This is a genomic window from Novosphingobium sp. MMS21-SN21R (genome assembly GCF_031846015.1).
GTDB lineage: Bacteria > Pseudomonadota > Alphaproteobacteria > Sphingomonadales > Sphingomonadaceae > Novosphingobium.
This window is the reverse complement of the sequence record NZ_JAVRDU010000001.1, coordinates 1297066-1322983: the sequence shown is the minus strand read 5'-3', so window position 1 is coordinate 1322983 and position 25918 is coordinate 1297066. Positions and strand designations below refer to the sequence as shown.

General features: G+C 64.3%; 23 protein-coding genes. 8 read left to right on the top strand and 15 right to left on the bottom strand.

What is annotated here, in order from left to right; translation table 11 throughout:
• From RM192_RS06515 to dapA, 4 genes are all read right to left on the bottom strand, one after another.
• Positions 1-2442 (bottom strand): response regulator, encoded by a 2442-nt coding sequence (locus RM192_RS06515; RefSeq protein WP_311506736.1) that lies wholly within the window; start codon positions 2440-2442, stop codon positions 1-3.
• The gene (locus RM192_RS06510) at positions 2442-3002 is read right to left on the bottom strand and encodes a DUF2062 domain-containing protein (RefSeq protein ID WP_311506735.1); all 561 of its coding nucleotides are present in this window, start codon (positions 3000-3002) and stop codon (positions 2442-2444) included. The genes RM192_RS06515 and RM192_RS06510 overlap by 1 nt, the downstream gene beginning before the upstream one ends.
• Before the next feature lie 105 nt (positions 3003-3107).
• Complete coding sequence (smpB, locus tag RM192_RS06505; protein ID WP_054107393.1) at positions 3108-3590, bottom strand: SsrA-binding protein SmpB; 483 nt, start codon at positions 3588-3590, stop codon at positions 3108-3110.
• 81 nt (positions 3591-3671) lie between these two features.
• On the bottom strand, positions 3672-4553 hold the full coding sequence (dapA, locus tag RM192_RS06500; RefSeq protein ID WP_311506734.1) for a 4-hydroxy-tetrahydrodipicolinate synthase: 882 nt from the start codon (positions 4551-4553) through the stop codon (positions 3672-3674).
• 100 nt (positions 4554-4653) lie between these two features.
• Between dapA and RM192_RS06495 the strand changes: the two genes are divergently transcribed.
• Positions 4654-6672 (top strand): lytic transglycosylase domain-containing protein, encoded by a 2019-nt coding sequence (locus RM192_RS06495; RefSeq protein WP_311506733.1) that lies wholly within the window; start codon positions 4654-4656, stop codon positions 6670-6672.
• A gap of 6 nt (positions 6673-6678) precedes the next feature.
• Here RM192_RS06495 and RM192_RS06490 read toward each other — a convergent pair whose 3' ends face one another.
• Positions 6679-7164, bottom strand: coding sequence for a hypothetical protein (locus RM192_RS06490; protein ID WP_311506732.1), 486 nt, complete (start codon positions 7162-7164; stop codon positions 6679-6681).
• 329 nt (positions 7165-7493) lie between these two features.
• Between RM192_RS06490 and greB the strand changes: the two genes are divergently transcribed.
• Genes greB through RM192_RS06470 form a run of 4 tightly spaced genes read left to right on the top strand, consistent with a single transcriptional unit; the run spans position 7494 to position 9292 of the window.
• The gene (greB, locus tag RM192_RS06485) at positions 7494-7985 is read left to right on the top strand and encodes a transcription elongation factor GreB (protein ID WP_311506731.1); all 492 of its coding nucleotides are present in this window, start codon (positions 7494-7496) and stop codon (positions 7983-7985) included.
• 10 nt (positions 7986-7995) lie between these two features.
• Positions 7996-8625: a phosphoglycerate mutase family protein gene (locus tag RM192_RS06480; protein WP_311506730.1), complete on the top strand. Its 630-nt coding sequence runs from the start codon at positions 7996-7998 to the stop codon at positions 8623-8625.
• On the top strand, positions 8625-8804 hold the full coding sequence (locus RM192_RS06475) for a DUF4169 family protein (RefSeq protein ID WP_311506729.1): 180 nt from the start codon (positions 8625-8627) through the stop codon (positions 8802-8804). Before RM192_RS06480 ends, RM192_RS06475 begins: the two co-directional genes overlap by 1 nt.
• Positions 8801-9292 carry a hypothetical protein gene (locus RM192_RS06470; RefSeq protein ID WP_311506728.1) on the top strand — a complete coding sequence of 164 codons (492 nt, stop codon included), beginning with the start codon at positions 8801-8803 and terminating at the stop codon, positions 9290-9292. Before RM192_RS06475 ends, RM192_RS06470 begins: the two co-directional genes overlap by 4 nt.
• Positions 9293-9354: 62 nt before the next feature.
• Here RM192_RS06470 and RM192_RS06465 read toward each other — a convergent pair whose 3' ends face one another.
• Positions 9355-10026, bottom strand: coding sequence for a porin family protein (locus RM192_RS06465; RefSeq protein ID WP_311506727.1), 672 nt, complete (start codon positions 10024-10026; stop codon positions 9355-9357).
• A 246-nt stretch (positions 10027-10272) separates the two neighbouring features.
• On the opposite strand from RM192_RS06465, the gene rlmN reads away from it, so the two are divergent.
• Complete coding sequence (rlmN, locus tag RM192_RS06460; RefSeq protein ID WP_311506726.1) at positions 10273-11583, top strand: 23S rRNA (adenine(2503)-C(2))-methyltransferase RlmN; 1311 nt, start codon at positions 10273-10275, stop codon at positions 11581-11583.
• A gap of 1 nt (position 11584) precedes the next feature.
• Here rlmN and RM192_RS06455 read toward each other — a convergent pair whose 3' ends face one another.
• Complete coding sequence (locus RM192_RS06455) at positions 11585-14269, bottom strand: EAL domain-containing protein (RefSeq protein WP_311506725.1); 2685 nt, start codon at positions 14267-14269, stop codon at positions 11585-11587.
• Between the two features lie 111 nt (positions 14270-14380).
• Here RM192_RS06455 and RM192_RS06450 point away from each other — a divergent pair, with 111 nt between their 5' ends.
• A complete protein-coding gene (locus RM192_RS06450; protein WP_311506724.1) occupies positions 14381-15175 on the top strand; it encodes an alpha/beta hydrolase in 795 nt (264 codons plus the stop codon).
• Positions 15176-15270: 95 nt separating this feature from the next.
• On the top strand, positions 15271-16575 hold the full coding sequence (locus tag RM192_RS06445; protein WP_311506723.1) for an FAD-dependent oxidoreductase: 1305 nt from the start codon (positions 15271-15273) through the stop codon (positions 16573-16575).
• Between the two features lie 18 nt (positions 16576-16593).
• Here the strand turns inward: RM192_RS06445 and RM192_RS06440 are convergent, their stop codons facing one another.
• The 8 genes from RM192_RS06440 to ccoG form a co-directional block, all read right to left on the bottom strand.
• The gene (locus tag RM192_RS06440) at positions 16594-19377 is read right to left on the bottom strand and encodes a phosphoenolpyruvate carboxylase (RefSeq protein WP_311506722.1); all 2784 of its coding nucleotides are present in this window, start codon (positions 19375-19377) and stop codon (positions 16594-16596) included.
• Between the two features lie 24 nt (positions 19378-19401).
• Complete coding sequence (gene eda / locus RM192_RS06435) at positions 19402-20016, bottom strand: bifunctional 4-hydroxy-2-oxoglutarate aldolase/2-dehydro-3-deoxy-phosphogluconate aldolase (protein WP_311506721.1); 615 nt, start codon at positions 20014-20016, stop codon at positions 19402-19404.
• A gap of 111 nt (positions 20017-20127) precedes the next feature.
• Complete coding sequence (gene hemN, locus RM192_RS06430) at positions 20128-21477, bottom strand: oxygen-independent coproporphyrinogen III oxidase (protein ID WP_311506720.1); 1350 nt, start codon at positions 21475-21477, stop codon at positions 20128-20130.
• Entirely contained in the window at positions 21467-21712 is a 246-nt protein-coding gene (locus tag RM192_RS06425; protein ID WP_311506719.1) for a hypothetical protein, read from the bottom strand. Before RM192_RS06425 ends, hemN begins: the two co-directional genes overlap by 11 nt.
• On the bottom strand, positions 21709-21858 hold the full coding sequence (gene ccoS, locus RM192_RS06420; protein ID WP_311506718.1) for a cbb3-type cytochrome oxidase assembly protein CcoS: 150 nt from the start codon (positions 21856-21858) through the stop codon (positions 21709-21711). Before ccoS ends, RM192_RS06425 begins: the two co-directional genes overlap by 4 nt.
• A complete protein-coding gene (locus RM192_RS06415; protein ID WP_409233792.1) occupies positions 21855-24002 on the bottom strand; it encodes a heavy metal translocating P-type ATPase in 2148 nt (715 codons plus the stop codon). Before RM192_RS06415 ends, ccoS begins: the two co-directional genes overlap by 4 nt.
• Entirely contained in the window at positions 23975-24442 is a 468-nt protein-coding gene (locus RM192_RS06410; RefSeq protein ID WP_311506716.1) for a FixH family protein, read from the bottom strand. Before RM192_RS06410 ends, RM192_RS06415 begins: the two co-directional genes overlap by 28 nt.
• Positions 24439-25908 (bottom strand): cytochrome c oxidase accessory protein CcoG, encoded by a 1470-nt coding sequence (gene ccoG / locus RM192_RS06405; protein ID WP_311506715.1) that lies wholly within the window; start codon positions 25906-25908, stop codon positions 24439-24441. The genes RM192_RS06410 and ccoG overlap by 4 nt, the downstream gene beginning before the upstream one ends.
• Positions 25909-25918: the final 10 nt, after the last annotated feature.

Here is a 25918-nt window from a genome sequence, read left to right as displayed (position 1 = left end):
TCAGCCGCCGCGCAGCACCATTTCCACCGCTTCGACCAGTTGCTGGACCGAGAACGGTTTGGCGAGGAAGTGCATGTTGGGAATGTCGATCTCGCGCCGCAAGTGTTCCTCGGCATAGCCCGACATGAACAGGAACGGCAGTTCGGGCTTGAGCGCGCGGATTTCGCGCGCCATGGCGGGGCCATCCATTGATGGCATCACCACGTCGGACACGACAAGATCGAACATGCCCTTGCCGATGGCTTCGAGGCCTTCTTCGCCATCGGCGGCGGTGGTCACCTCATAGCCTTGCCTGAGCAGAGCGCGTTCGGCCACGGCGCGGACAGTGTCCTCATCCTCGACGAGGAGCACGCGCCCGCCGCCGGTCCAATCGCGCTTGATTTCCACCTTGGGCCGCGCAGCTTCGGCAGTTTCGGCAGTTTCGGCAGCATCGGGAACATGCACGGGCAAGTAGATGGTGAAGCGGGTGAACCTTCCCACCTCGCTCTCGGCAAAGATGAACCCGCCTGATTGCTTGACGATGCCGTAAACGGTTGAAAGACCAAGGCCGGTGCCCTTACCCTTCTCCTTTGTGGTAAAGAACGGCTCGAATATTTTACCAATCTGGCTCGCTTTGATACCGTGCCCGTTATCCTCGACCACCAGCGCAGTGTAATCGCCGATCGGCAGGATCTCGCTCTTCATCGTGCGCACATCAGCCGCCGTCACCCGGCGCGTGATGAGCTTGACTACCCCGCCAGCCTTCGCGCCCACGCTCTTCTGCTTGTCGTTGATGGCATCGCGCGCGTTGACGGCAAGATTGAGCAGAACCTGCTCAAGCTGCGTCGGGTCTGCCCGCACAAAGCCAAGATCGCGGTCGTGCGTCACTTCCAGCACGATCTTTTCGCCGATCAGCCGCTTGAGCAGCGCCGAGACTTCGGCAACCACATCTGGCAATTGCAGCACTTGCGGGCGAAGAGTCTGCTGGCGCGAGAAAGCGAGCAACTGCCGCGTCAGCGAGGCGGCGCGGTTGGAGTTCGCCTTGACCTGCTGAATGTCATCGTAGTCGCTGTCGCCCGGAGTGTGGCGCATCAGCATGAGGTCGCAATAGCCGATGATCGCGGTCAGCACGTTGTTGAAGTCGTGCGCTACGCCGCCCGCAAGCTGGCCCACTGCCTGCATCTTGGTCGCCTGCGCAATCTCGCGCTTGAGCCGGGTTTCTTCGGACGAATCCTTGAGGCTGAGCAGCACTGCACCTTCACCCAGCCCGCGCACCCCCGCAAGGCTGAGCGAAACCGGTTCCTCGGGCGCGGCGCGCAGGCGCACCGCCACGTCGCCCGCCATCGGCTGCCCTTGGCCATAGCGGCGCACGGCATCGGCCAGTGCACCCTTGTCTTCCTTGATGACAAGGTCGGACGGATAAGGCGGCGGGATCGTGTCCTCATGCCCCGCAGCGCGCAGGAACGCGGCATTGGCGAACAGGATGCGCCCGTCGCGGTCAGTCATCGCAAGACCCAGCGGCAAGCGCGAAAGCAGCGCCTCGATCTGCGGCAGGCCTGCACGCACCTCGCCCACGCCGCCCTGATTGTCGATCAGCAGGAACAGCGATGGGGTCCGCGCCGGGTCGATATTCACAAAGCCATCGGGATCGGCGACCGGCAGGTGGACCAGCCGCACCGGCGTGCCCTTGCCCGTCTCGCGTGCGTAGAAGATGCGCTCGGCCTCGTCACTTGCAAGGAACGAGACGAAGTCCTGCCCGGCCATATCCTGCGCGGCGTCGCCTGTCGCGCGCTGCGCAAACGCGGTGTTGGCGGCGACGATCGCGCCTTCAGGCGTGACCACGGCGGCCTGCAGGCCCTCGCGCGCCAGCACGCGGCCCAGCTTTCCCGATACATGCGCGGCTGTTTCGGCGAGCAGATCCTGCGACGCCACAGGCATCAGCCGCCAGACGAGAAAATCCTCGCCCCGCCCGGCCCGGCCTATCTCGGCGCGCCATGTGCCGGCCTGACCGGTCAGCGCATCAACTTTGGCAGCCCCGTCACGCCACGCTGCCCGCGCGGCATCTTCGAGCGCATCAACCGAAGCCTTTTCCAGCGGCAGGCGCGGCGGCGCAGCGGAAATTCCGAACCACTGCCCCATCAGCGCGTTGGCGCAGACCAGTCGCCCCGCCCGGTCGGTAATCGCGATACCGGCGTCCGATCGTTCGATTGCCGCGTTGGTCACAGACCAGTCAGGAATGGCGAATTCGGCAGCGGCTTCGGCTGGTGCGGGCCGGATGACCAGCCGCAGCACCGCGCCAATCGCGCTCACCCCGCCGAGGAAGCCCGCCGCGACCAAAGGCTGGCCCGAAACGCCCCACAGCAGACCCGCGCTCGCCACCACTGCACCGCCCAGCAGCGCCCAATCGCGCAATGGCGTGCGCCCGATGGTTGGCCCGTCGAGGTCAGCCCCGGCGCTTGTCATCAGTCAGGGAAATCCTGCGCTGCAAAGCGCATCAGGCGGACCTTGCGCTTGTGCGCAGTCCACATGCGCCAGCCGATGGCAGAGAGCAGATAGCCCACGGCGGCAGTGACCACGGAAATCAGGAACAGCCCAATGATCAGCGAGGGCGCCGCGTCAGACCCCAGCCATGCCAGCCAGTCACCCACGCTCGCCCCGCGGGTGACGAGGTCGCTCACGGTCGAAAAATCGGCGTGATAGCCGAACCGGTTGCCCACCCAGATCGCACCGGGGAGAAACACGAACAGCGTCGTCGGCGGGATGGACACGAAGGTCATCAGCACCGCCAGCGGGATATTGCCGCGCACCGGCACGCACATCAGGGCCGCGCCGACGATCTGTACTCCGGGAATCAACGCAAAAATGCCGATGAACAGCCCTGCCGCCACCCCGCGCGGCACCGACCGCCGGGTGAAGCGCCACAGTTCATGGCGCGCAGCCAGCGGGCGGGCGAAGCGGTTGTGCTCCATCTGCTCGCGCGTCGGCATGTTGGCTCGCGCCCAGTTGACGATCCTGTTGAACATGGCGCCTTGCTGTTACCCGTTTCCCGTCCGCCCCCCAAGGGACGCTTGCCCGCAAATAGACCAAATCGCCTTACCGGGCGGTGAAGTGTGCGCGCCCTTCAAACCCTAGCCGTGATCCTTCATGATCCGGGCCTTGTCGCGCTTCCAGTCGCGCTCCTTCATCACGCCGCGCTTGTCGGCAGCGTTCTTGCCCTTCGCCAGCGCGAGTTCGACTTTCGCGCGGCCCCTGCTGTTGAAGTAGATCGAGAGCGGCACCAGCGTCATGCCCTTGCGCTCCACCGCGCCGTGGAACTTGGCGATCTGGCGCTCTTTCAGCAGCAGCTTGCGCGGGCGCTTGGGCACATGGTTGTTGCGGTTGCCGTGGCTGAATTCGGGCACGTTGGAATTGACCAGCCACACCTCGCCGTTCTTCACTTCGGCGTAGGACTCGGCAATCGAGCCTTCGCCAAAGCGCAGCGACTTCACCTCGGTGCCGGTAAGGCAGATTCCCGCCTCGTAGCGGTCCTCGATGAAGTATTCAAAACGCGCGCGCCGGTTCTCGGCGACGACTTTCGTTTTCTCGAATTCTGGGTTTACGGGGCGTGCCATGGTTCCGCCCATGTAGGCGCTGGCCCGGCAAAGCGGAAGTGGGACTTCACACTTTGTCGGCCAGTTTGTCGCCCGCCACCGTCAGATCAGCCCTGCATGCTCCAGCGCCGCGTCCACCTTGGCGCGGGCTTCGGCGCAAGCAGCCACCATCGGCAGGCGCAATTCGTCGCTGACACCCTCGAACACACGGCTCAGCGCATACTTCACGGGCCCCGGCGAGGCATCGGAAAACATCGCATAGTGCAGCGGATAGAGCTTGTCGTTCAGCTCGCGCGCCTTTTCCAGATCGTTGGCCGCGCAGGCAGCCTGGAATTCGGCGCAAAGCTTGGGTGCGACGTTAGCGGTCACCGAGATGCAGCCGACCGCGCCTGCCGCATTGGCGGGAAGCGCCAGTTCGTCGTCGCCCGACATCTGGCAGAAGTGCTTGCCGATGCCCATGCGGTGGTCGGTCACGCGGGAAAGGTCGCCGCTGGCGTCCTTGATCCCGATGATCTTTTCGGGATAGCGCTTGGCCAGTTCGCACACGGTTTCGGGCAGGATGTCCGTCACCGTGCGGCCCGGCACGTTATAGAGCACGATCGGCAAGTCGTTGTGCTCGGCCAGATAGCTGAAGTGCGCAATGATGCCCGCCTGGCTGGGGCGATTGTAGTAGGGCGCAACGCAAAGCGCGGCCTGCGCGCCGCACTTCCGGGCGAAGTTCATGTGGAGCAGCGCGTTCATCGTATCGTTGCTGCCGCAGCCTGCGATCACCGGAACCCGGCCCGCCACTTGCTCAACGCAGACTTCGATCACGCGGTGATGTTCGGCGTTCGAAAGCGTCGAAGCCTCGCCGGTGGTGCCGCAGGGGACAAGCGCCGACGATCCATTCTCGATCTGCCAGTCGACCAGACGGCGAAACGCTTTCTCGTCGAACGCTCCGTCGCGAAAAGGAGTCACAAGGGCCGGAATGGAGCCGGAAAACATGGACAATATCCCTCAATTTGCCGCATGGTCGCACATCGAACATGCGGTGTCATACCCACGGGGGGTCTGTTCAGCGCCTGATAAGGAGCCGGTCCATAGTATGTCCCGCATGGACGTGAAAGCCTTGATCTTGCGTTGGGGGGTTGCAGGGTTACTTCTGCAAACGCTCGCCGCCTCCAGCGCCGTGCATGCCGGCACTGCCGATGGAACCGATGGCTCCGATTGGGACCGTGCGCGCGCCAATCTCGTTGCCAGCCAGGGCGGGCCGATGATGGGCGCGGTCGAACGGTGGAAGCTGCTCACCTCGTCCAACCGTTTCGGCTTCTCGGATTACTCCACTTTCGTTCTCACTTATCCGGGTTTTCCGGACGAGGAAAAGCTGCGCCGCTTTGCCGAAAGTTCGCTGGAACGCGAACCTGCGGATGCAAGCCGCCTCGTCTCCTATTTCGACCGCAAGCCGCCGCTGACCAACCCCGGCCGCGCGCAATATGCGCTGGCGCTGATGGCGCTTGGCCGGCCGGAGGCGCGCGAATCCGCGCGCGCGGCATGGCGCGGCGGGGCGATGACCGACGCTGCCGAAAGCGCGCTGCTCAGCGCGTTCGGCCCCACTTTCACGCTCGACGATCACGATGCGCGGATGGACGCGCTGCTGTGGTCCGGCGCAACCGATCTGGCCGCGCGCCAGCTCGTCTGGGTCAGTCCGGCGCGCAAGGCGATTGATGCCGCGCGCCTTGCCGCGATGCAGGGCGGCGATCCCTATGTCGCGTTCGGCGGGATGACGACCGAGGCGCTGAACAGCGATCCCGGCTTCGTGTTCCAGCGCGTGCGCCAGTTGCGCAAATCCGGGCAAGGCGCCGCCGCCCGCTCGCTGCTTGCCAATCGCCCGCTGCTTGCCCGCCAGCCGCTCGACCGCGAAAAGTGGGTCGAGGAATTGCTGATCAACGCCCGCGCCGCCGCCACATCGGGCGACGCGCGCAGCGCGGTGCGCATTGCCGCCGGGATCGACGATGCGTTCAATCCCGGCGAGGACATCAGCCAGGCGGGGTACGACCTGCGCGACGATTACACCTCGCTGATGTGGCTCGGCGGAACGCAGGCGTGGTTCAACACCGGAGACTATGCAGGCGCCGCGCCCCTGTTCTGGCGCTATGGCGCGGCGGCACGCACCCCCGGCACCCGGTCAAAGGGCTTCTACTGGGCCGGAAAAGCCGCCGCCCGCGCGGGCCAGCAGGCCGAAGCACGCCGCTACTTCGAAATGGCCGCGCAATATGCCGACCAGTTCTACGGACTGCTCGCACTCGAACGGCTCGGCCGTCCGGTGCCGACGTTCGCCACCGATTCCAACGCACAGGTATCGCCCGCCGAACGCAGCCAGTTCTACGCCCAGCCGCTCACGCTCGCCGTGCGCGAGGTGGCGCGCAACGGCGATTGGCGCACCACGGTTCGCTTCTTCAAGGAAATCGCCGAGCAGCAGCAGAGCGAGGGCCAGCACATGATGGTGGCGCAACTGGCGCGCGATCTAGGCCGCCGCGATCTTGGCGTGATCGTGGGCCAGGCCGCCGCCGCGCGCGGCTTCCTAGATTTTCAGCACATCGCCTTCCCGCTGATCCCGGTCCCGCCGGGGCATGACGCGAAATGGACGATGATCCACGCGATCAGCCGTCAGGAAAGCCAGTTCGCCCAGAACGCAGTCAGCCACGCGGGCGCACGCGGCCTCATGCAGCTGATGCCCGGCACCGCCAACGAACAGGCGGGCAAGCTGGGGATGTCATACAACGCCTCGTCGCTGATCGATGACCCCAATTACAACATCATGCTCGGCTCGGGCTATTTCCAGCGCATGCTCGATTACTACGGCGGCTCATGGCCGCTGGCGGTCGCCGCCTACAACGCAGGCGCAGGCAACGTGAACAAGTTCCTGCGCGCCAACGGCGATCCCCGCAACGGCGGCGTCGACTGGATCGAATGGATGGAACGCATCCCGCTGTCGGAGACGCGCAACTATGTGCAACGCGTGCTGGAAAACGCGGTGGTCTATGAAGCGATGAACCCGCAGTTTGCGAGCTATCGCGGGAGCAATCCGATGAGCTACTTTATTGGCAAGCGGGAGCCGGGGTGAGCGGGTTCACCTGCATAGCTTCGTCGTGGCTTGCCTGACATATACCAGCCGCGTGCCATCCGAAGCATAGACCTCAAAGCGTCCGGAATACTCGCGGGGATGCCTGATGCGGTTTCGGTTCTTGCCTTCTTCAGGAAGAAGCGACCAAAAGTAGCCGATACCCCTTGCCTGTTCGAAGTGGTACTTCCCGTCGGCTTGAAGTTTGGGCCGCAGCGCTGGCCTGACGCTTAGCTGATAACTCGTTTTTGATTGTTGCGGCTCGTAGCTCAATCTCCGCGCACCAGGTTCCACGATGCGAATTGTCGATAATCCGATTTCGAGTGGCGGAGCGCCGGGTGCAGCATAGCAACCAAAGACCATGCTTGGTTGAATCTCTTCTCTCTTCGCAAACAACGCGATGAACACCATGGGCACAAAAACAGCCCCCATGGTCAATGCGAAGAAGGTGATGCGAACGCGGAGGGAAACGTCAGAGAGCAGACTTGATGCCATTGCTCAACACATACAGCGGCTTGATGGCGTAACAACCGCAGACGTCGCTGAAATGGCATCAGAGCACGGCTTGTTCCTTTGGAGTTGCAAAGAAAAGCGGGATCCCGGGCCGAGCCCGGGATGACGATTGGGGGGAAGATGCTTCTTTGATCCTCCCTGTTTTTGCGGAGCACAAACGGGGAGGTGTCAGCGGCGTAGCCGATGACGGAGGGGTTCTTTTTCCTCCCCTCCACCACCAGCTTTGCTGGCGGTCCCCCTCCCCATTTGTCCTGCGGAAAAATGGGGAGGACTTGTTGTCAGCCTATCTGTCGTCGCCCTAAAGCCACCCCATGAAGCCCGACGGCCATCCCATTACCCCCGCAGGGTTCGCCGCCTTGCGCGCGCGCTATGATCTGCTGCTCGGCACCGAGCGGCCTGCGATTGTCGAGATCGTCAGTTGGGCGGCGGGGAATGGGGATCGGTCGGAGAACGGCGATTACCTCTATGGCCGCAAGCGGATGCGCGAGATTGACCGGGAGCTGGCGTTTCTGGCGCGGCGGATGAAGACTTCGCGCGTGGTCGATCCGGCGCGGATGGAGGACCGCAGCCGCGTGCTGTTCGGCGCGACGGTCGAGATAGCGGATGAGGACGACAACCGCCGCGTGCTGACCATCGTCGGCGATGACGAGCAGGACGCCTCCAGCAACCTGATCGGCTGGAGCGCGCCCATCGCCAAAGCCCTGCGCGGCGCGCGGGTGGGCGATCTGCGCGTGGTGCGCCTGCCATCGGGCGAGAAGGAATGGGAAATCATGGCCGTTTCCTATCCCGACGCCGCAGGCTAAAGCCTCGCCCATGAAACAGGGCCGCTTCTACATCATGCGCCACGGCGAGACGGTGTTCAACGCCACCCGCCGCCTTCAGGCCAACAACATCCACACGCCCCTGACGCGGCAGGGCTTCGATCAGGCCGTCGCCATGGGCTGCGCGCTGCGCCGCGAACTGGGTGAGCGCCCGCAAGCCACCCTGCACGTTTCCGATACCGGCCGCGCGCTGCAAACCGCCGCGCTGATCGCAGAGGAACTGGGGCTGGACTGGTTCGCCAGCCGCCGCACGATGGACCTCAAGGAAATCGACATGGGATCGTGGTGCGGGCGTTCCTACAGCGATGTGGAAGACGAGTTCGGCCCTATCGTGATCGAGGACCACCTCCTGCGCCCCGCGCCCGATGGCGAGGACTATCCGATGATCGCCGCGCGCCTTAACCGCTGGCTGGACGAGATTGGCGATGCCGGAGGCGATCACATTGTCGTCATGCACGGCATTTCCAGCCGCGTGCTGCGCGGGATAATGGGCGGCTACCCGGTCCACCCCGTCCACGGCGCGCCCATCGCGCCCTCGCTGGTGCAAGGCTCTATCGCGCTGGTCGAGGGCGGCAAAGAACGCACCCTGTTCGGTTCGGAACGCGGGGTCGAGCACGCCTGATGGCCGAGATCGTCAACTTGCGCATGGCCCGCAAGGCCAAGGCACGGGCCGAACAACAAGCCGAAGCGCAGGCCAACCGCGCCAAATTCGGTCGCACCAAAGCCGAAAAGACGCGCAACCGCCTGGACGCCGAGCGCTCCGCCCGCCTGCTTGATGGCGCGCGGCGGGATGAGCCATGAAGCGCCTGATTGCCGCCTGCGCGCTGGCGCTTGCTCTCGCCGCCCCCGCCATCGCGCGCGAAAGTCTTGGCATCTTTGCCAATTGGGGCGCCTTCCGCGATCCTGCCGTGCCGCGATGCTATGCCATTGCCATGCCCGAGAAGGCGACAGGCCGCACGCAGGAGTTCCAGCCCTATTTCACCGTCGGCTACTGGCCCGGCCGCAATATCCGCGGTGCGGTCCACATTCGCTTGGCCCGACGCCTGTCCCCCGGCTCCAAGGTGATCGTGTCATTCCCCGAAGCCAATTTCGCGCTGCAAACCGGGCAAGCCGATGCATGGCCCGCCGACCAGACCGTAAATGCTGGCATTCTCGCCCAGATGCGCAGTGCGCGGCAGGTGATCGTCATCGCACGCAGTGCCGATGGCCGTAGCTTCCGTGACCGGTTCATGCTCGACGGCGCAGGCTCGGCAATGGATGCCGCTGCGCTGGGGTGTGCGAAGCGGTAGCCCAAAACAGAAAAGGGCGAGCCAAGTGGCCCGCCCTTCCCTTTGCTTCGTCGCTCTGAAGATTAGAAGCGGACGCCAACGCCGGCCATCACCGAGTGACGGTCAGTGTCGATGCTGAAGCGGCTCGAATCCGGAGTGTTGCCGTTGAAGTCGAATTCGGCATCGCTCAGCTTCGTGTACTTGTATTCCAGTTTCACGAAGGCATTCGAACCGACTTTCTGTTCAACACCGGCGCCTGCGCGCCAGCCGTCGGTGTCAAGGCGCTGACGCAGGTTGGTCGTGCCGTCCGTGCCCTGAAGGTTGAAGCGGGCGTTGCTGTAGCCACCCTTCACGTAGACCAGCGTCGAAGGCGACATGGCATAACCCAGACGGCCACCGAAGTAGTACTGACGACCCGCGTCGACGCGGCCCAGGTTGAAAACGGTCGGCTGGCTGTTGTTGTAATCGCGGCTGGCGCTGCTGTCGGTGATTTCGGCTTCAGCGCCGACGATCAGGTTGGTGCCGAGCGGGATGTCGTAGCCCACCGCGCCGCCGTATTCGACGCCGTCGATCGACTGCTTGATGTCACGGGTGGTGTCGATGTCTTCGCTGCTGCCCGTACGGATGTGGTCGTAACCGACCAGCGCTTCAGCATGGAAGCCGCTGAACGCTTCTGCGGGGGTGGCATCCTGCGCGAAAGCAGGGGTTGCGGCCAGGGCGGTCCCGGCGGCGAGAATTGCGACGATCTTTTTCATGTCAAACTCCATTCAACCATTGCCTGTCGCGTATCCCGTCATCAATTGTGCGATGCGGTGCGACAGTCCCCCTCCAAATGGCCGAGGAGCGATCCAGTTTCCTGAACCTCAGACAACAAGAAACTGTGGTAAATCAGCCACATTAGCTGCGACGAGCCGAAACTGCCTTGCGACAAAATTGGGGAACCCCCACCGCGTTGCAGCATTAGCGCGAGCGCGTTTGCGCGAGCGGGCGCTTATCCCTATATGCGCGCCATGCAGCCCACCACCGAACACGCGCTCACCCCCGCCGCGCACATGGCCATTCCCGGCCACATCGATCCCGTCCCTGTCCCGCGCGAGGTTACCCCGCGCGAAGATGGCCGGATCGACCTGACCGGCCTGCCGCGCAAACTGATCGCCGAGATCTTTGCCGAGGCCGGACTCGACGCCAAAGCCGCCAAGCTGCGCGCCAAGCAGGTCTATCACTGGCTCTACCACCGCGGCGTAACCGATTTCGAGGCGATGACCGACATCGCCAAGACCATGCGCCCGTGGCTGGCAGAGCGGTTCGTGATCGGCCGTCCCGAAATCGTCGAGGCGCAAGTCTCCGCCGACGGCACGCGCAAGTGGCTCCTGCGCACCGCAGACAACCACGATTTCGAGATGGTGTTCATCCCCGATGCCGATCGCGGAACGCTCTGCGTGTCGAGCCAGGTCGGCTGCACGCTCAATTGCCGCTTCTGCCACACCGGCACAATGCGCCTTGTCCGCAATCTGACACCGGGCGAGATCGTTGGTCAGGTCATGCTGGCGCGCGATTCACTGGGCGAATGGCCCAAGGCCAACGACACCCGCAGCGGCACGATGGCCGGGCTCGACTTCGACGACGAGGACGAGGAAGCCGCCAGCGCCTATACCGCCGATGGCCGCTTGCTCACCAATATCGTGATGATGGGCATGGGTGAGCCGCTCTACAATTTCGACAATGTCCGCGATGCGCTCAAGCTTGTCATGGACGGTGATGGCCTGGCCCTGTCCAAGCGCCGCATCACGCTTTCGACTAGCGGCGTCGTGCCGATGATGGCGCGGGCGGGAGCCGAGATCGGCGTAAACCTTGCCGTTTCACTACATGCCGTCACCAAGGAAGTGCGCGACGAGATCGTGCCGATCAACCGCAAGTACGGCATCGAGGAACTGCTGCAGGCCTGCTCAGACTATCCCGGCGCGTCCAATGCGCGGCGCATCACCTTTGAATACGTGATGCTCAAGGACAAGAACGACAGCGATGCGGATGCGCGCGAACTCGTCCGCCTGATCAAGCAGTACAACCTGCCCGCCAAGGTCAACCTGATCCCGTTCAATCCGTGGGAGGGTGCGGCCTACGAATGCTCGACGCCCGAACGGATCAAGCGCTTTGCCGAGATCGTCTTCGCAGCGGGCATCAGCGCCCCGGTCCGCACCCCGCGCGGGCGCGACATCGACGCGGCCTGCGGTCAACTCAAGACGGCTGCGGAAAAGAAGAGCCGCGCCGAACTTGACCGTCTGGCCGAGGAAAAGCTCGCTGCGCTAGGCTGAATTAGCCGACCTTGCGCTGGACGATCATGTCCTGATCGGACGAAGCGGCGGCCATGCGTCCGGCCACGGCGGCAATCCGCCCGCCTTCGTCGAGCCGCAGCGGGAGCGAAAATTCCACGCCCATGCGGTCGTCGTTCGACCAGCGGCAGGTTGCGGTGACGACATGATTGTCGGCCAGCTGCACGCGGAAGATCGTGCCCGCTGGAACGTTCCACAGCCCTTCGATCAGCGCGCCGGTCTGGCTGATATTGCGGATCATCGCGTTGTAGTGATGGCCTCCGTGATCGAGCACGACCTTGCGAAGCATCGATTGCCGCGCAGCGCGTGAAGAGCGCGGCCCTTGCGCAATGGCCATCAGCCCGGTCGAAAGCCGCGCGCCGGCATTCATCGCCGAGAGCGGGCGTTCGTAGATGTAACCCTGCACGTGACTGCAGCCGAGCATCCGGACAAGGTCTAGTTCGTCGAGCGTCTCGACGCCTTCAGCGGTCGTTTCCATACCCAGCGCTTCGGCAAGGCTGACAATCGAGGCGATGATCGCACCATTGCGGCTGCCGGGCTGGGTTGCGCCGCGCACGAACGACTGGTCGATCTTGATCTTGTCGAACGGCGCGGTGCGCAGATAGCCGAGTGAGGAATAGCCGGTGCCGAAGTCATCCAGCGCCAAGCGCACGCCGATCGCCTTCAATGACTTGAACATCTGATCTGTGCCCTCGTCATCGTTGAGGAACACGCTTTCGGTGATTTCCAGTTCCAGCCGCTCGGGCGCGACTTGTGCGCTCGCCAGTGCGCTGGTGACGACGACAGGAAGCGAGGGATTGGCAAATTGCAGCGGCGATACGTTGACAGCCACGCGCACATTCTCCGGCCACTTTGCCAGATCCTGACAGGCCGTGCGCAGCGCCCATTCGCCGATCTGCGCGATCAATCCGGTATCCTCGGCCACCGGTATGAACCGCGACGGACTGATCCAGCCCTGCTCGGGATGGTTCCAGCGCAGCAAGGCCTCGAACCCGGTGATCTTCTCGGTCGCGGTCTGCACCACCGGTTGGTAATACAGTTCCAGCCCACCGCTGGAAATGGCATCGCGCAAGTCGTCTTCCATCTTGCGGCGCTCTTCGGCGTCACTGTGAAGGTCGGCGGCGTAGAAGTGAAAGCGCCCGCGCCCCCCGTCCTTTGCCGCATAGAGCGCCAGGTCGGCGTTGCGGATCAGCGCTTCGCTGGTCATGCCATCGTCAGGCGCCAGAGCGATGCCGACCGAGGCACCGATCATTACCCTGCTGCCGTCGATGGAATAGGGCTGAGAGAGGCTTTCAATCACGCGCGCGGCGAGATGGCCGAGCTGTTCGCGTTCGATCTTGCCCGGCAGGATCACCTGAAACTCGTCGCCGCCCAGACGGCCAACCCGGCCCATCTTGCCGACCACGCGCTCGAGCCGCTGAGCCACCTGCTTGAGCAGCGCGTCTCCGGCGGGGTGACCCAATGTATCGTTGACCTGCTTGAACCGGTCGAGATCGAGCAGGAACACGGCGCAGGCCCGGTGATGGACTTGCGGCGCGAGCAGGATCTTCTCCAGCGTCTGCGACATGCGGAAGCGGTTCGACAGCCCGGTCAGCGAATCGAAGTGCGCCAGCCGCGAGGCATGCTCCTGCGACCGGCGCTTTTCGGTCAGGTCGGTGCCCGAGCCGCGAAAGCCGGTGAAATTGTTGAACGTGTCATAGGTCGGACGCCCGGTGATCGACCACCAGCGCTCTTCCTCGCTCGCCGCCGCACGCACTGCAAGCTCGCTGAAGCTGGAGCGCGCCGAGAGGTGGAACGCGAGAGTCCGCTCGCCTTCGCCCGATTGTTCGGTGAGGTTGAACAGTTCCGAGAAGGGACGCCCCAGCATTTCATCGACCTGACGGCCAATCGTTTCAGCAACGCGAGCAGAGACATATGTCAGTTGCCCTCGGCGATCCGTTTCCCAGAACCAGCCCTGCCCGGTCTCCTCGTAGTCGGAGAGAATCTCCTGCGCGCGGGTCTGGGCGCGCTGGTTGGTTTCGGCGGCCTCGCGCAGGAGAAGATCGATCTTGCGCTGGCGCAGGTAAGTCACGGTCGCAATCGTGAGGCCAAGCCCGAGCGCCAGGAAACCGCCAACCCGGCTCGCAACGCAGGTCACCCCGGCCCATATTGCCACTTGCGACGCGAGCACCGAAACGAGCCGGCCCGACTGAATCACCGTGGCCAGCAGCGCCATCGTGGCGACGATGGAGAGGCAGTGGAACCAGTCGAACTGGCCGGTGCCCCCCATGATGCCCATCGCCGATCCGAACAGGAACATCGGCACAGCCACCGACAAACCCATCAGCGCCATGCGTTTGCCGGTTTCAAGGCTGCGGTCGCCCTCCAGGCGAATGGCAATCTTCGAAAAATGCGCGGCCGTTGCAGCTGCCAAGACCAGCACAAGACCGAGTACATTCGGGACGGAAAAGCTGAGCAGTCCCAGAACAATCGGCGCCAGCAACATCGGAATAGCAAGTCTCGGCCATTCCGGAGCAATCAGCCGATTCGCTGTGTCGCCGCCGAACAGGAAGCTCGCGCCTGCGTCCTGCCCAGCCGTCTGGACCGTCCGTTCGCGCGGACGCGAGCGCGCAAAATCGCCGCTCGAGGCGCCATTTCTTGACGGTTCTGGTAAAAGCTCTGCGGACATGCCGCCCTCATGCAGCCCCGCCCTTTGAAAAAGCGTTAAGCCTTTCCCCAATCAGGTGCTTTTGCTGCGAATGCGAAGGTGGTAGGCCACGCACTTGGAAACGGGGTCACAGTGACGAATACAGCACAACAATCGATGATCGGCGTTGCGGGGCGCAGGCTCCATGTGGCGCGCTGGCACGCTGGCACCAAAGGCCATCGGCCGTTGCTCATGCTGAACGGTATCGGCATGAACCTCGAACTGCTTGCGCCAATTGCCCGCGCTCTGCCCGAACGCGAGGTTATCTCGTTCGATCTGCCCGGCATCGGTCAGTCGCCCGATCCGATCATACCCTATACCATCCCCTGCATGGCGCTGACCACCGCTGCGCTGCTGGACCGGCTGGAAATCGAACAGGCCGACATTCTCGGCATCAGCTGGGGCGGCGCGCTGGCACAGCAGTTCGCGTTCCAGCATCGCGCGCGGACGGGAAGGCTGGTCCTTGCCGCAACCTCTGCTGGTGCCGCGATGGTTCCCGGCAACGCCTCGATGCTCGCGCACATGGCCGATCCGCGCGAATATACGGTGGAGCGCACCCTGCGCCGCAATCTGGCCTCGATCTACAATGGCGGCGGCTCTGCCAAAGTCTCGCTCAACGCGGCCAAGGCGCCTTCACCACTGGGCTTCTCCTATCAACTCGCCGCATTTGCGACCTGGACGAGCCTGCCGTTCCTGCCGCTGCTCTCGTTGCCGGTGATGGTCATGGCCGATGAGGAGGACCAGCTCGTCCCCCCATCGAACGCCCATTTCCTGCACAACGCGATCCCGCACAGCCGGCTCGAGATGTTCCACGGCGGCGGTCACCTGTTCATGCTCTCGCAGCAGGACCGTTTCATCGAAAAGCTGCGCAACTTCCTCGACGACTAGGTCCGAACGAAACGCGTTTCATCGCTTCCCTTTTGATCATCATGCGATAGCATCCTGCAAAGTCCGGACTGCCGGACTCAGGCCAGGGAGAGGCTATGCGGCATATCGCGATTATCGGTTCGGGTCCCGCCGGGTACTACACCGCCGAGGCCGCCCAGAAGCAGTGGGGCGACAATGTCCGGGTCGATATCTTCGATATGCTGCCGGTTCCTTATGGCTTGATCCGCACTGGCGTCGCACCCGATCACCAGTCGATCAAGGGCGTCTCGCGCCGTTATGAACAGACCGCTCTTTCGGAAAACGTCCGCTTCGTCGGCAATGTGAAGGTCGGGCAAGACATTTCGGTCGCCGAGTTGCAGGATCTCTACGATGCCGTCGTGCTGGCCACAGGCGCCCCGCGTGACCGCCAGCTCGGCATTCCGGGCGACCACCTGAGCAACGTCCACGGCAGCGCCGCCTTTGTCGGCTGGTACAACGGCCACCCCGAATTTGCAGGCCTCGATCCGGATCTTTCGGGCAAGACCGCCGTGGTTATCGGCATGGGCAACGTCGCGCTGGACGTCACCCGCATCCTGTCGAAAACGCGCGAGGAATTTGCCGGAAGCGACATCGTCGGCCACGCGCTCGAACGCCTGATGACCTCGAAGATCGACCGCATCGTCGTGCTCGGACGGCGCGGGCCGCACCAGATCATGATGACGCCAAAGGAACTGGGCGAACTGGGCCATCTCTCGCGGGCCGCGCCCCGCGTTGATCCGAAAGACCTGCCGGACATTGGCGACGATGCCTTGCTCGAACCCGGCATCCGCAAGGCCGTTACGCATTTGCGCTCGTTCGCTGCCATTCCCGAAAGCCACCGCGCCGACCTGCCGCTCGAAGTCGAATTCGATTTCTTCGCCGCCCCGCGCGCGCTGCTGGGCGACGGAAAAGTCGAGGCTATCGAGGTTGAACGAACCCGGATCGAGGCTGGCCGCGCGATCGGGACTGGTGAATTCTATGAAATCCCCGCCAGCCTGGTCGTGTCCTGCATCGGCTACCAGACCACGCCCATTCCCGGCGTCCCTTTCGACGAACGCGCCGGCCGCTTCGCCAACGACGAAGGCCGCATCCTGCCAGGCCTTTACTGCGTCGGGTGGGCGCGGCGCGGCCCCTCAGGCACCATCGGCACCAACCGCCCCGACGGTTTCTCGATCATCGAAACGATTGCGGGCGATATCGGCAATGGCGGCGGCAAGCAGGGCCGCGCAGGCTTTGACGCGCTTGCCGAAGCCCGGAACCTTGATATCGTCACCTTCCGCGACTGGAAGAAGATCGAGGAAGCCGAAGCCGCCCGCGCGCGCGACGGTGCCCCGCGCGAAAAGTTCGTCGACATCGCCGAAATGATCCGCGCCCGCGATTGAGGACGTTTCGGCGCGCGCCTACCCGTGCGCGCCGAAGTAGTTGGCAATCGCCACCGCAATTCGGATGTTCAGCGCGTGCGCGCGTTCGATCGGATCGATGAAGCGCGCACGGATTGCGCCATAATCCTCGCCGCGATGGTCCGGGTAATCAGTCGGCTCGTCCACCGCGAAATCGGTGATCCCTGGCTCGATCACCGGATAGGCGCGGCGGAGCTGCGCCAAGGCATCGTCCACCCGCAACGACAGAACCATTTCGAGCACATCCTCACGGCTGACGTCATTCGAGCGTGCGAACGGCGGCACCTGCACCGCGCGAATGAACATATGCATCAGCAGCGCGAGGCGCACCGATTGGAGCAGGCCGATGCTGCGCCGGTCAGCATCCTGCACAGGGTCGCGCCCTTCCTTGTGCCCCGGCACCAGCGACAGCAACCGGTGCAGTTTCATCCAGTCCACGCGCAGGCGCGAGGTCAGACGGCGGAACACCCCCGAACGGTCATCCTTGGTCAGGTATTCGGCCAAGGCCAAGCACGAACCTTCGAGCGCCGTTTCAGTCCCGCGATAAGGGCGGCTTGCCCAGTAGGCCGAATTGAACAGTTCGCCATGCGCCGCCACGGTCTTGATCGAAGCGAGACCGTTTGCCGCGCGCAGCAGCCGCACCAACTGGTTGCCGCGTTCGGACCGGCCGAGCAGTTCGGCCACCGATTCCATCTCCTCGCCCGCCGCGGTGCCCGCGCCTGCGATCACGTTCACCGGGTAGCCAATCTGCTGGAGGATGGCATTGTGCGGGATCGCGCGGATCTGGCGCAGGCTCATCGTCCGGTCCGCGCCGATGTCAGACTGGCGGCGCGAAACGCGGCTCCCGGTAGCCTTGAGCAGTCCAAGCCCGAATGCAGTAAGAGCGCGCGAATAGGTCGCGCTTTCAAGGTGTTCGCGCTGGACCCGGCGAATCGACCGATAGAAATCGAGCGAAAGGTCGGTGCGGTCGTAGAACGGGTCCTTATCGCCATTGGCCGCAATGCCTGCTTCAGCCTCGGCAATGCGGGTGAGCGTGGCGAGCGCCAGTTCATCATTGCGGAAGAACAGATAACCGTCGCCGCCCTGAAAGCTGGCTTCGGGTTCGATCACGATCCCCGCCTTGGCAAAGCGTCCGCGCGCCCAACGCGACAGCGGCCAGGTCAGACGGTCGGCAAAGCCCGACGGATGCGCGCCGCGTCCCATCGATTCCCCGTGCGTATCGAAGATCAGCGCGGCAACGTCGGTAAGCCCATTGGCCTTCATCGCTTCGGCCAGACGGCCCTGCAGGCGCTCGATCGCCAGTGCAGCGGGCAACTGGCCCATGAACCGCCCCGCGTCCGAAAATCCGGTCTGGATCGCCACGCGGCCCCGGCGACGCGCGTATGACCGATAGGATTCCTCGGCCAGCAGCGCTTCGAGGAAGCGACCACCGTGTTCCAGCGCGGTCTCGGTCTCGAACAAGGGCGAGACATCGACTTTGTCCTCGATCCCGAACAGCCGTGCGAAATAAAGCGCCGCCAGAACGGTCTGCGGCTGTTCGCACTCGGCAATCAGCATGCGGATCGGTGCGTCGGCGTCGATGTGCTGAAGCATCTTGGCCATGACGAGGAACTGGCGCATCGCCGTGCTCGTCTCGATCGCCAGCGCGCCGAAGTTCACCCGCAGGGGCTTCACCTCGGCCAGCAGTTCACGCAGCTTGGAAAGCGCGCTTTTGCTGCCAAGGTCGAGCGTGCCGTCCGGGTCGATCCGGCGGCGCAAGGCGTTATGGAGCTGCGAGGCGTTCACACGGAAGTGAATCCAGCCGATGCCCAGCCCATCCGCGCGCATCGCGGCAGCCAGCGTGGCAAGCGGAATAGCCATGTCGTCCGCAGCAGTCCGCGCCTCTGCTTCCAGCGCCTCGATCACCGGGGTCAGGCTCAGCAGCTTGGCTGGATCATCCGCCGACAGGCGATTGGCCGCAGCGGCCAGATCGTCGGTCGCCTCAAGGTTCGACGAGAACAGCTCGGCCATCTCGGCGGAATGCACTTGCGCCGCATCAAGCGTGGCCAGCAAGGCGTGCGTCTCGTCGACCACACGCAAGGCTGCGGCATAGCTCGCCAGCCGCCGTGCTTTTTCACGCAAGCGGAACGCGATGGAAGTGGTCCAGCCGATGTCGGTGCGGCCATCCATGTCGTAGCCGACCCAGGTGGCGAACCGGAACGGCAGCGGGCGGAAATCGAGCCACCGGCCCGGCCAGCGCTGGCGGGCGTGGGCCAGAAGCGCGGCGTTGATCCGGTCGCGCGCCGCCGCAGCCCGCTCGATCGCGGCGCTCACTTCGACGTGTTCGAATTCCAGGGTGATATTGGGGCCGACCGAGGGCACCGTACACACGGTCGAGGCTTGCGGATCGTCCTGCAGGGCCGCCGTGGCCACCGCGTCGGCTTGTGCCGGGCTGAGCAGAAACGTCGGGTGCGCGGTGAATACTGCATGGAGCAGCGGCTTTTCCCAGCGCGCGCGGAACTCGGAGAACCCGGCTTCTTCGGGATTTAGCGAGGCAATGCGCGCAAGGTTTGCGTCCGCAGTCGTCGGCGCAACCAGCTTGCGAAGGCGCACCGCGCGGCTCTGCAGCGCTTCGCATTCCAGTTCGGCGACCAGCGCGTCGACGTCGTTCAGGTCCATGCCGCCGCCCTCAAGCTGGCGCGACAGGTCATGACTCAATTGGAAGACGGGATTGAACAACGGCGTTTCGGCCGTCCGCTCATGGAGTTTCTGCAACCTTGTCCTGAGCTTGGCGACCGTCTTCATGTCCGCTGATTTCCCCTGAACTGGTTATTTGCCCAATGCGAAAGCTTCGCGCGCAGCCGCTTCAATTGCTGCCTCGTCCGGCTCACCCTTGCCGACAACCCAGCTGCCGCCGACGCAGAGCACCGGATCGAAACCGAGCCATTCAGGCGCAGTGGCAACGGAAATTCCGCCGGTCGGGCAGAAACGGCACTGGTGGAACGGCCCGGCCAGCGCTTTCAACGCCGGTAGTCCGCCCGAGGTCGAGGCGGGGAAGAATTTGAAATGTGTGAGGCCCAGATCCATCCCGCGCATGATGTCCGCCGCAGATGCGGTGCCGGGCAGGAACGGAATGCCTGAAGCCACAGCCGCCTTGCCGAGATTGTCGGTCAGGCCCGGCGAGACGATGAACTCCGCGCCAGCGTCAATCGCGGCCTTGAGTTCATCCGGATTGGTCACCGTGCCCGCGCCGACAATCGCGCCCTCGACGGCCTTCATCGCATGGATCACGTCGAGCGCAGCAGCGGTGCGCAGGGTTACTTCAAGAACGCGCAAGCCGCCCTTTACCAGGGCGCGAGCAATGGGAAGCGCGTGATCGACATTCTCGACGACCAGAACCGGGATGACCGGCGCGGTGCGCATGATGGTTTCAATCGGCTTCATGGCGTCTCCCTCACGCATAGCTTGGCGCGCGTTCCGTTATGGAAGCGTGGGCTTAACGCGAGTCAGACCTATTGTGCACCTGCTAAGGCGGGGTGCATAGCTATTCTTGTTCTATACCGCCGAGCTGAACTGCTTCTGCCCGCCGCGATAGGCGTCGAACACCGACGCGATGGAACGGGCGTAGGGCTCGGCTCCCGCCAGCAATTGCAGCTTGTTGCCTTCCAGACGAGCGAGTCCGCGCGCAATGAACGGGTCCACCCTGTCGCGGCTTGCTGCGAGCAGTTGACCGTCGATCACTGCCCGGTTCCGGCACAGCAAATCGCTGATGATCGCGCCGCGCCTCCGGTCGTCGGCGGTCCTTGCAACGCCCTTGCGCCCGGTCAGTTGATCCGCGCCCAGCAGCATGCGGTAGCGCCCGGCGTTTTTCTCGTTCTGCACGTAAACTTCGGGAAATTCGCTGATCGAGGACGCACCAAGACCTATCAGCGCGCTCGCCTGATCGTCGGTAAATCCCTGGAAATTGCGCCGCAGCGTGCCACCTGCCACGGCCAGAGCAAGGTCATCGTCGGGCAGCGCAAAGTGATCGAAGCCGACCGCCTTGTAGCCCGCGCCGACCAGCCGGGCATGACCTTGCGCGGCCATCCGGAAACGGGCGCGCTGATCCGGCAACTGGCTCGCGTCGATGCGCTGTTGGCGCGGGATCATGTGCGGCACATGGGCATAACCGAACAGCGCAATCCGGTCCGCACCCATCGCCACCGACTGGTCCAGCGTATCGGCCAGGACGGCATCGTCCTGAAAGGGCAGCCCGTACATCAGGTCGAAGTTGATCGAATCCACGCCTGCATTGCGCAAGCCCTCCACCGCCCGCTCGATATGCTCTTGCGGCTGCACCCGGCCAATGGCGGCCTGCACTCTGGGTTCGAGCGTCTGTACGCCGAGGCTCGCCTTGATAACCCCGATCCCGCGAATGGCGCGCATCCAGTCCTTATCCAGGCTGCGAGGATCAAGCTCGATCGACAACACCGGGCGTGCAAGGCGGAAGTTCACCGTCAGCCGGTCGACCAGCCGCACGAAGTCGGTCGGCTTGATCGCGTTGGGACTGCCCCCGCCAAAGGCGATGCGCGATATGCGCACCGATGAATGCAGGTTGCGCGCCACCAGTTCGATCTCATGGTGCAGCGCTTCAAGATAGGCGGCAAGGCGCTGGGTCTTGTTTGCCGCGCCGGTGTTGCACCCGCAGTACCAGCAGATCTCGTGGCAGTATGGGATATGCAGATAGAGCGATACCGGCCCGCGCAAGGCCTGAAGCGCGGCAATCTGGCGTGCCTCGAAGCTTTCCTCGACGAATTCCGCCGCCGTTGGATAGCTGGTGTAGCGCGGAACGGGACGTTCAAGCAGTTCCGGATAGTAGGTCCAGTCCGCGAACGTCTCGGTCCGGGTCATAACGTCAGCCGCCATCGGTATCATCCTCCTCGCCGCAACAATTATCGGCGGCCAGGCGCTTGCGCATTGAGATATGGCAAACTTTGCAGCAGGGTACATTATTCCCGTCGCTCTTGCCGGGCAGGCGCAACGGCACCATCCCGGCCACCCCGCCACACGATGGGACCATCACGAACGACGCCTGCGCTGGCGCAGGGCTGGCCATCTGCAGCACGGCGAGCGGCGCCAGCAGAGTCATCACCCGGCTCATGGCAGATCGTCCTCGTCGATCAGGATGCGCGCAGCGGCGCCGTCAAGATCGCTGAACTGCCCGCGCCTCAGCGCCCAAAAGAACGAGGCGAGACCGAACAGGCCCATGCCGAGGGCAATCGGCAGCATGAAGGCGATTCCGTTCATTTCGCCTCTCCCACCAGCCGGAGCGAATTGGCGACGACGATCAGCGAACTGGTCGACATCGCCACCGCTGCGACCAGCGGCGTGACGAAGCCAGCAATCGCGAGCGGGACCGCCAGCATGTTGTAGCCGATGGCGAGCGCGAAATTCTGCCGCACCACCCGCATCGTCGCGCGCGAAACCCTCACCGCGCGCGGGATTGCCAGCAGGGATTCGCCCGTAAACACCATATCGGCAGCCTGACGCCCGACATCGCTCGCCGTGCCGGGCGCAATCGAAGCATTGGCGGCGGCAAGCGCGGGGCCATCGTTAAGCCCGTCTCCTGCCATCAGCACATTGCGGCCGGCGCGCTGTAGTCGCTCAATGGCCTCCTGCTTCTGAGCCGGGAGCGCAGCAGCCTGCGCGGTCAGACCAGTGGCGCGGGCGACTGCGGCCACCGCAGGAACGGAATCGCCCGAAAGGATCGAGGCTTCGACCTTCATCGCAGCAAGCTGTGCCAGCGCGACTTCAACATCAGGTCGCAACCGGTCGGCAAAGGCGATCACGCGCACTGGCCCGCCTTCCATCCTCAGGGCCGTTGCCATGCCCAGCGCCGATGCGGGACGGCCCAGCGCGACCGCAAAGCCGTTCCACCGCCCAGTTACGCCGTGCCCTGCTTCCTCGCGCACATCCTCAAGCACCGCCGCGCGCACACCGCGCGCGCCAAGCGCCTCGGCCAATCCTTGCGACAGAGGATGGCGCGAGTGGCTGGCCAACGCCAAAGCGACCGAGGCTTCCGCATCGGGCAGCGCGCCAAGCGCCACTTCGTCGGGAACCGGGCGGCCCAGCGTCAGCGTGCCGGTCTTGTCGAGCAGCAACCGGTCCACTTCGGCCATGCGTTCCAGTGCCGAACCGTCCTTGACCAGCACCCCGCGCTTCATCAACGCACCCGCCGCCACGACTTGCGCAACCGGCACTGCCAACCCCAGCGCGCAAGGGCACGTGATGATCAGAACCGCAATGGCGATGACCAGCGACTGGTACACTCCCGCCCCGGCGATCATCCAACCCGCAAACGTCAGCGCCGCCAGCGTATGGACGGCTGGCGCATAGAGCCGCGAGGCGCGGTCTGCGATACGCACGTATTTCGAGCGCGATTGACCGGCGACATCCATCAGCCGCGCAATTTCTGCCAGCGCGGTGTCCTGCCCGATTGCCGTCACGCGGACGTCCACGGGCACATCGACGTTGAGCGTGCCCGCATGGACCAGCGTTCCGGGCAAGGCGTTGACCGGCGCACTCTCGCCCGTCAGCAGCGACTGGTCGAAGCGGCTTGCACCGCGCAGCACTTCGCCGTCAGCAGCAAGCCGCTCGCCCGCTGCCACGCGCATCAACATGCCGGGGCGCAAGGCTTTGGCATCGGTCCAGCGCGTCGCGCCGCCTGCTTCCACCACCATCGCGCCACTAGCCGCCTGCCGCAGCAGCGCGTCCACGCCCGAACGTGCGCGATCACGCATCATCGCATCGAGCACACGGCCCGCCAGCAGGAACATCAGCAGCATCAGCACGCCGTCGAACCACGCTTCGGTCCCGCCGGTCAGCGTCTCGTAGAACGAAAGGCCGGTGGCAATGGTGACGCCGATGGAGATCGGCACGTCCATGTTGGTCTTGCCATGGCGCAACACTTTCCAGGCCGAGGTGAAGAACGGGCGGCCCGCATAGACGATGGCGGGCACGCCGATCATCGCCGAAACCCAGTGGAACAGGGACCGCGTGGTGCCATCGGCGCCAGACCAGACGCTGACCGACATCAGCATCACATTCATACAGGCGAATGCGGCAACGCCCAGCGGCGCCAGCAAAGGCTTTACCGCCGAAGCCGTTTCGGCCTCAGGCTCGCGCAATTGCGCATCGAAGCCGGTCGCGGCGAGCGCTGCTACCAGCGCCGGAAGCTCGACCTGCGCCTCGTGGACGATCTCTACCGTGCGAGCAGTCAGGTTCGTGCGCGCCGAAGCCACGCCTGCAATAGCGGAGAGCGAGCGCTCGACTTTGCCCATGCAGCCCGCGCAATGCATCCCCGGCACAGCCAGGATCGTGTGCACGGCGCTGGCTGGTGTTTCGGGCGCGAGGGCCAGCGCGCTCACAGCACTTCCCCTACCGTGCGCCATGCCTTGCCCCCCGCCTGAACCGTCACCCGCACCCGCCAGCGTCCGGCCATCAACGGCGCGGCGTAAGTGCCGGGCGCGATCTCATGGAGCGTCAGGTTGGTCAGTGGACGCTGGCCCAGCGGATGCTCGGCAATGGCGGTGACATTCGCGCCGCGTAGTGGCTTGCCGTCGCTGCCAGTCACGCCGATCGAAACGCCGCCGTCAGCGTCGCGCACCAGACCGCCCTTCCAGCCCAACGTCTGCTCGAGTTTCGCCTCGGCCAGCCAGCTGTTGAAATGCTGCCCGGCAAGGTAGGAATCATCGACGATCAGCCCGCCGAACGTGGACGTGGCCAGGCGGGCCATCGTCAGGTTGACGCCGATCACCACGCCGAAGAACGCGATGAAAATAATCGCCATATGCTTGCCAGTGAACGGACGGATTTGGCGCTGCTGGGTCACTGGCCGTTTCCTTGTGCGGTGGTGAAAGTGGTTTTGCTGGTGTCGGACCCGCCCTCCTTGTCGGTGGCGGTCAGGACAAAGGCGATGTCGGCGGGCTGGCTGCCGCGCGGGGCGAGCGCATAGACGCGCAGCCGCCGGGTCGTGTCGGCAGGAACGTCGACGGTGAGGACGCGAGCAGCCTCTGCCGCGTCCATCTCGTCAGTGAACACCGCTCCACCCACAAGGCCTTCCAGCGCCACTCGGAACGTGCGCGGACGCTCTTCCATGTTGCGCAGCTTGAGCGTGTAGGCATTTCGCACCGCGCCGTCCGATAGCGTGACGTATTCCGGGTTGCGGTCCTTGGCGACCGAGAGGTCCACCCGGGTGCGCTGGCCAAGCATGAACAGCAGCGCAAAGCCGATCGCCGACCACACGCCGAGATAGACCAGCGTGCGGGGGCGCAGGATCGTCCTGAGGATCGGCACCGAGACTTCGCCGCGCTTTTCGCGCTCTGCATCATCGAGCGTGCAATAATCGATCAGCCCGCGTGGGCGGCCAACGCCGGCCATCGCCTTGTCGCAAGCATCGATGCACAGTGCGCAAGTGATGCAGCCGATCTGCGGCCCTTCACGGATGTCGATGCCGGTCGGGCACACCGCGACGCACTGCAGGCAATCGATGCAATCGCCAAGCGGCGTGGCAGCCTTCACCGCCGCCTTGACCGAACCGCGTGGTTCGCCGCGCCAGTCCTTGTAGGTGACGATCAGGCTCTTCTCGTCGAGCATAGCGGTCTGGATGCGCGGCCATGGGCACATGTAGATGCACACCTGCTCGCGCATGAAGCCGCCAAATATGAACGTCGTCATCGTCAGCACGAACGTGGTGGCATAGGCGACCGGCGCGGCGTTCCCGGTCCAGAAGTCATGCTGGAGCGTCGGTGCATCGGCGAAGTAGAAGATCCACGCACCGCCAGTGGCAAAGCTGATACCGAGGTAGATGCCCCATTTGAGCAGACGCCGGGCAATCTTGGCCGGGCCCCACGGCGCCTTCTGCAGGCGCAATTGCGCGTTGCGGTCACCATCGATGAATCGGTCGACATGCTGGAACAGATCGGTCCACACCGTCTGCGGGCAGGCATAGCCGCACCACGCGCGCCCCACCGCGCTGGTCACGAGAAACAGGCCGATCCCCGCCATGATCAGCAGGCCCGCCACGAAATAGAATTCGTGCGGCCAGATTTCGATGTCGAACATGAAGAACCGGCGGTTCCCCATATCGATCAACACCGCCTGATCCGGCGCATAGGGCCCGCGATCCCAGCGCAGCCAGGGGGTGCCCCAGTAGATCACCAGACACACGGCCATGACCAGCCACTTGAACCGCCGGAACGATCCGTCGATGGCCTTGGGGAAAACCGACTTGCGCTTGGCGTACATGCCGATTTCGTTCGAGTGGTCCGCGCTCACTTTGGGATCGTGCGCGTTCATGGCCGTGTAT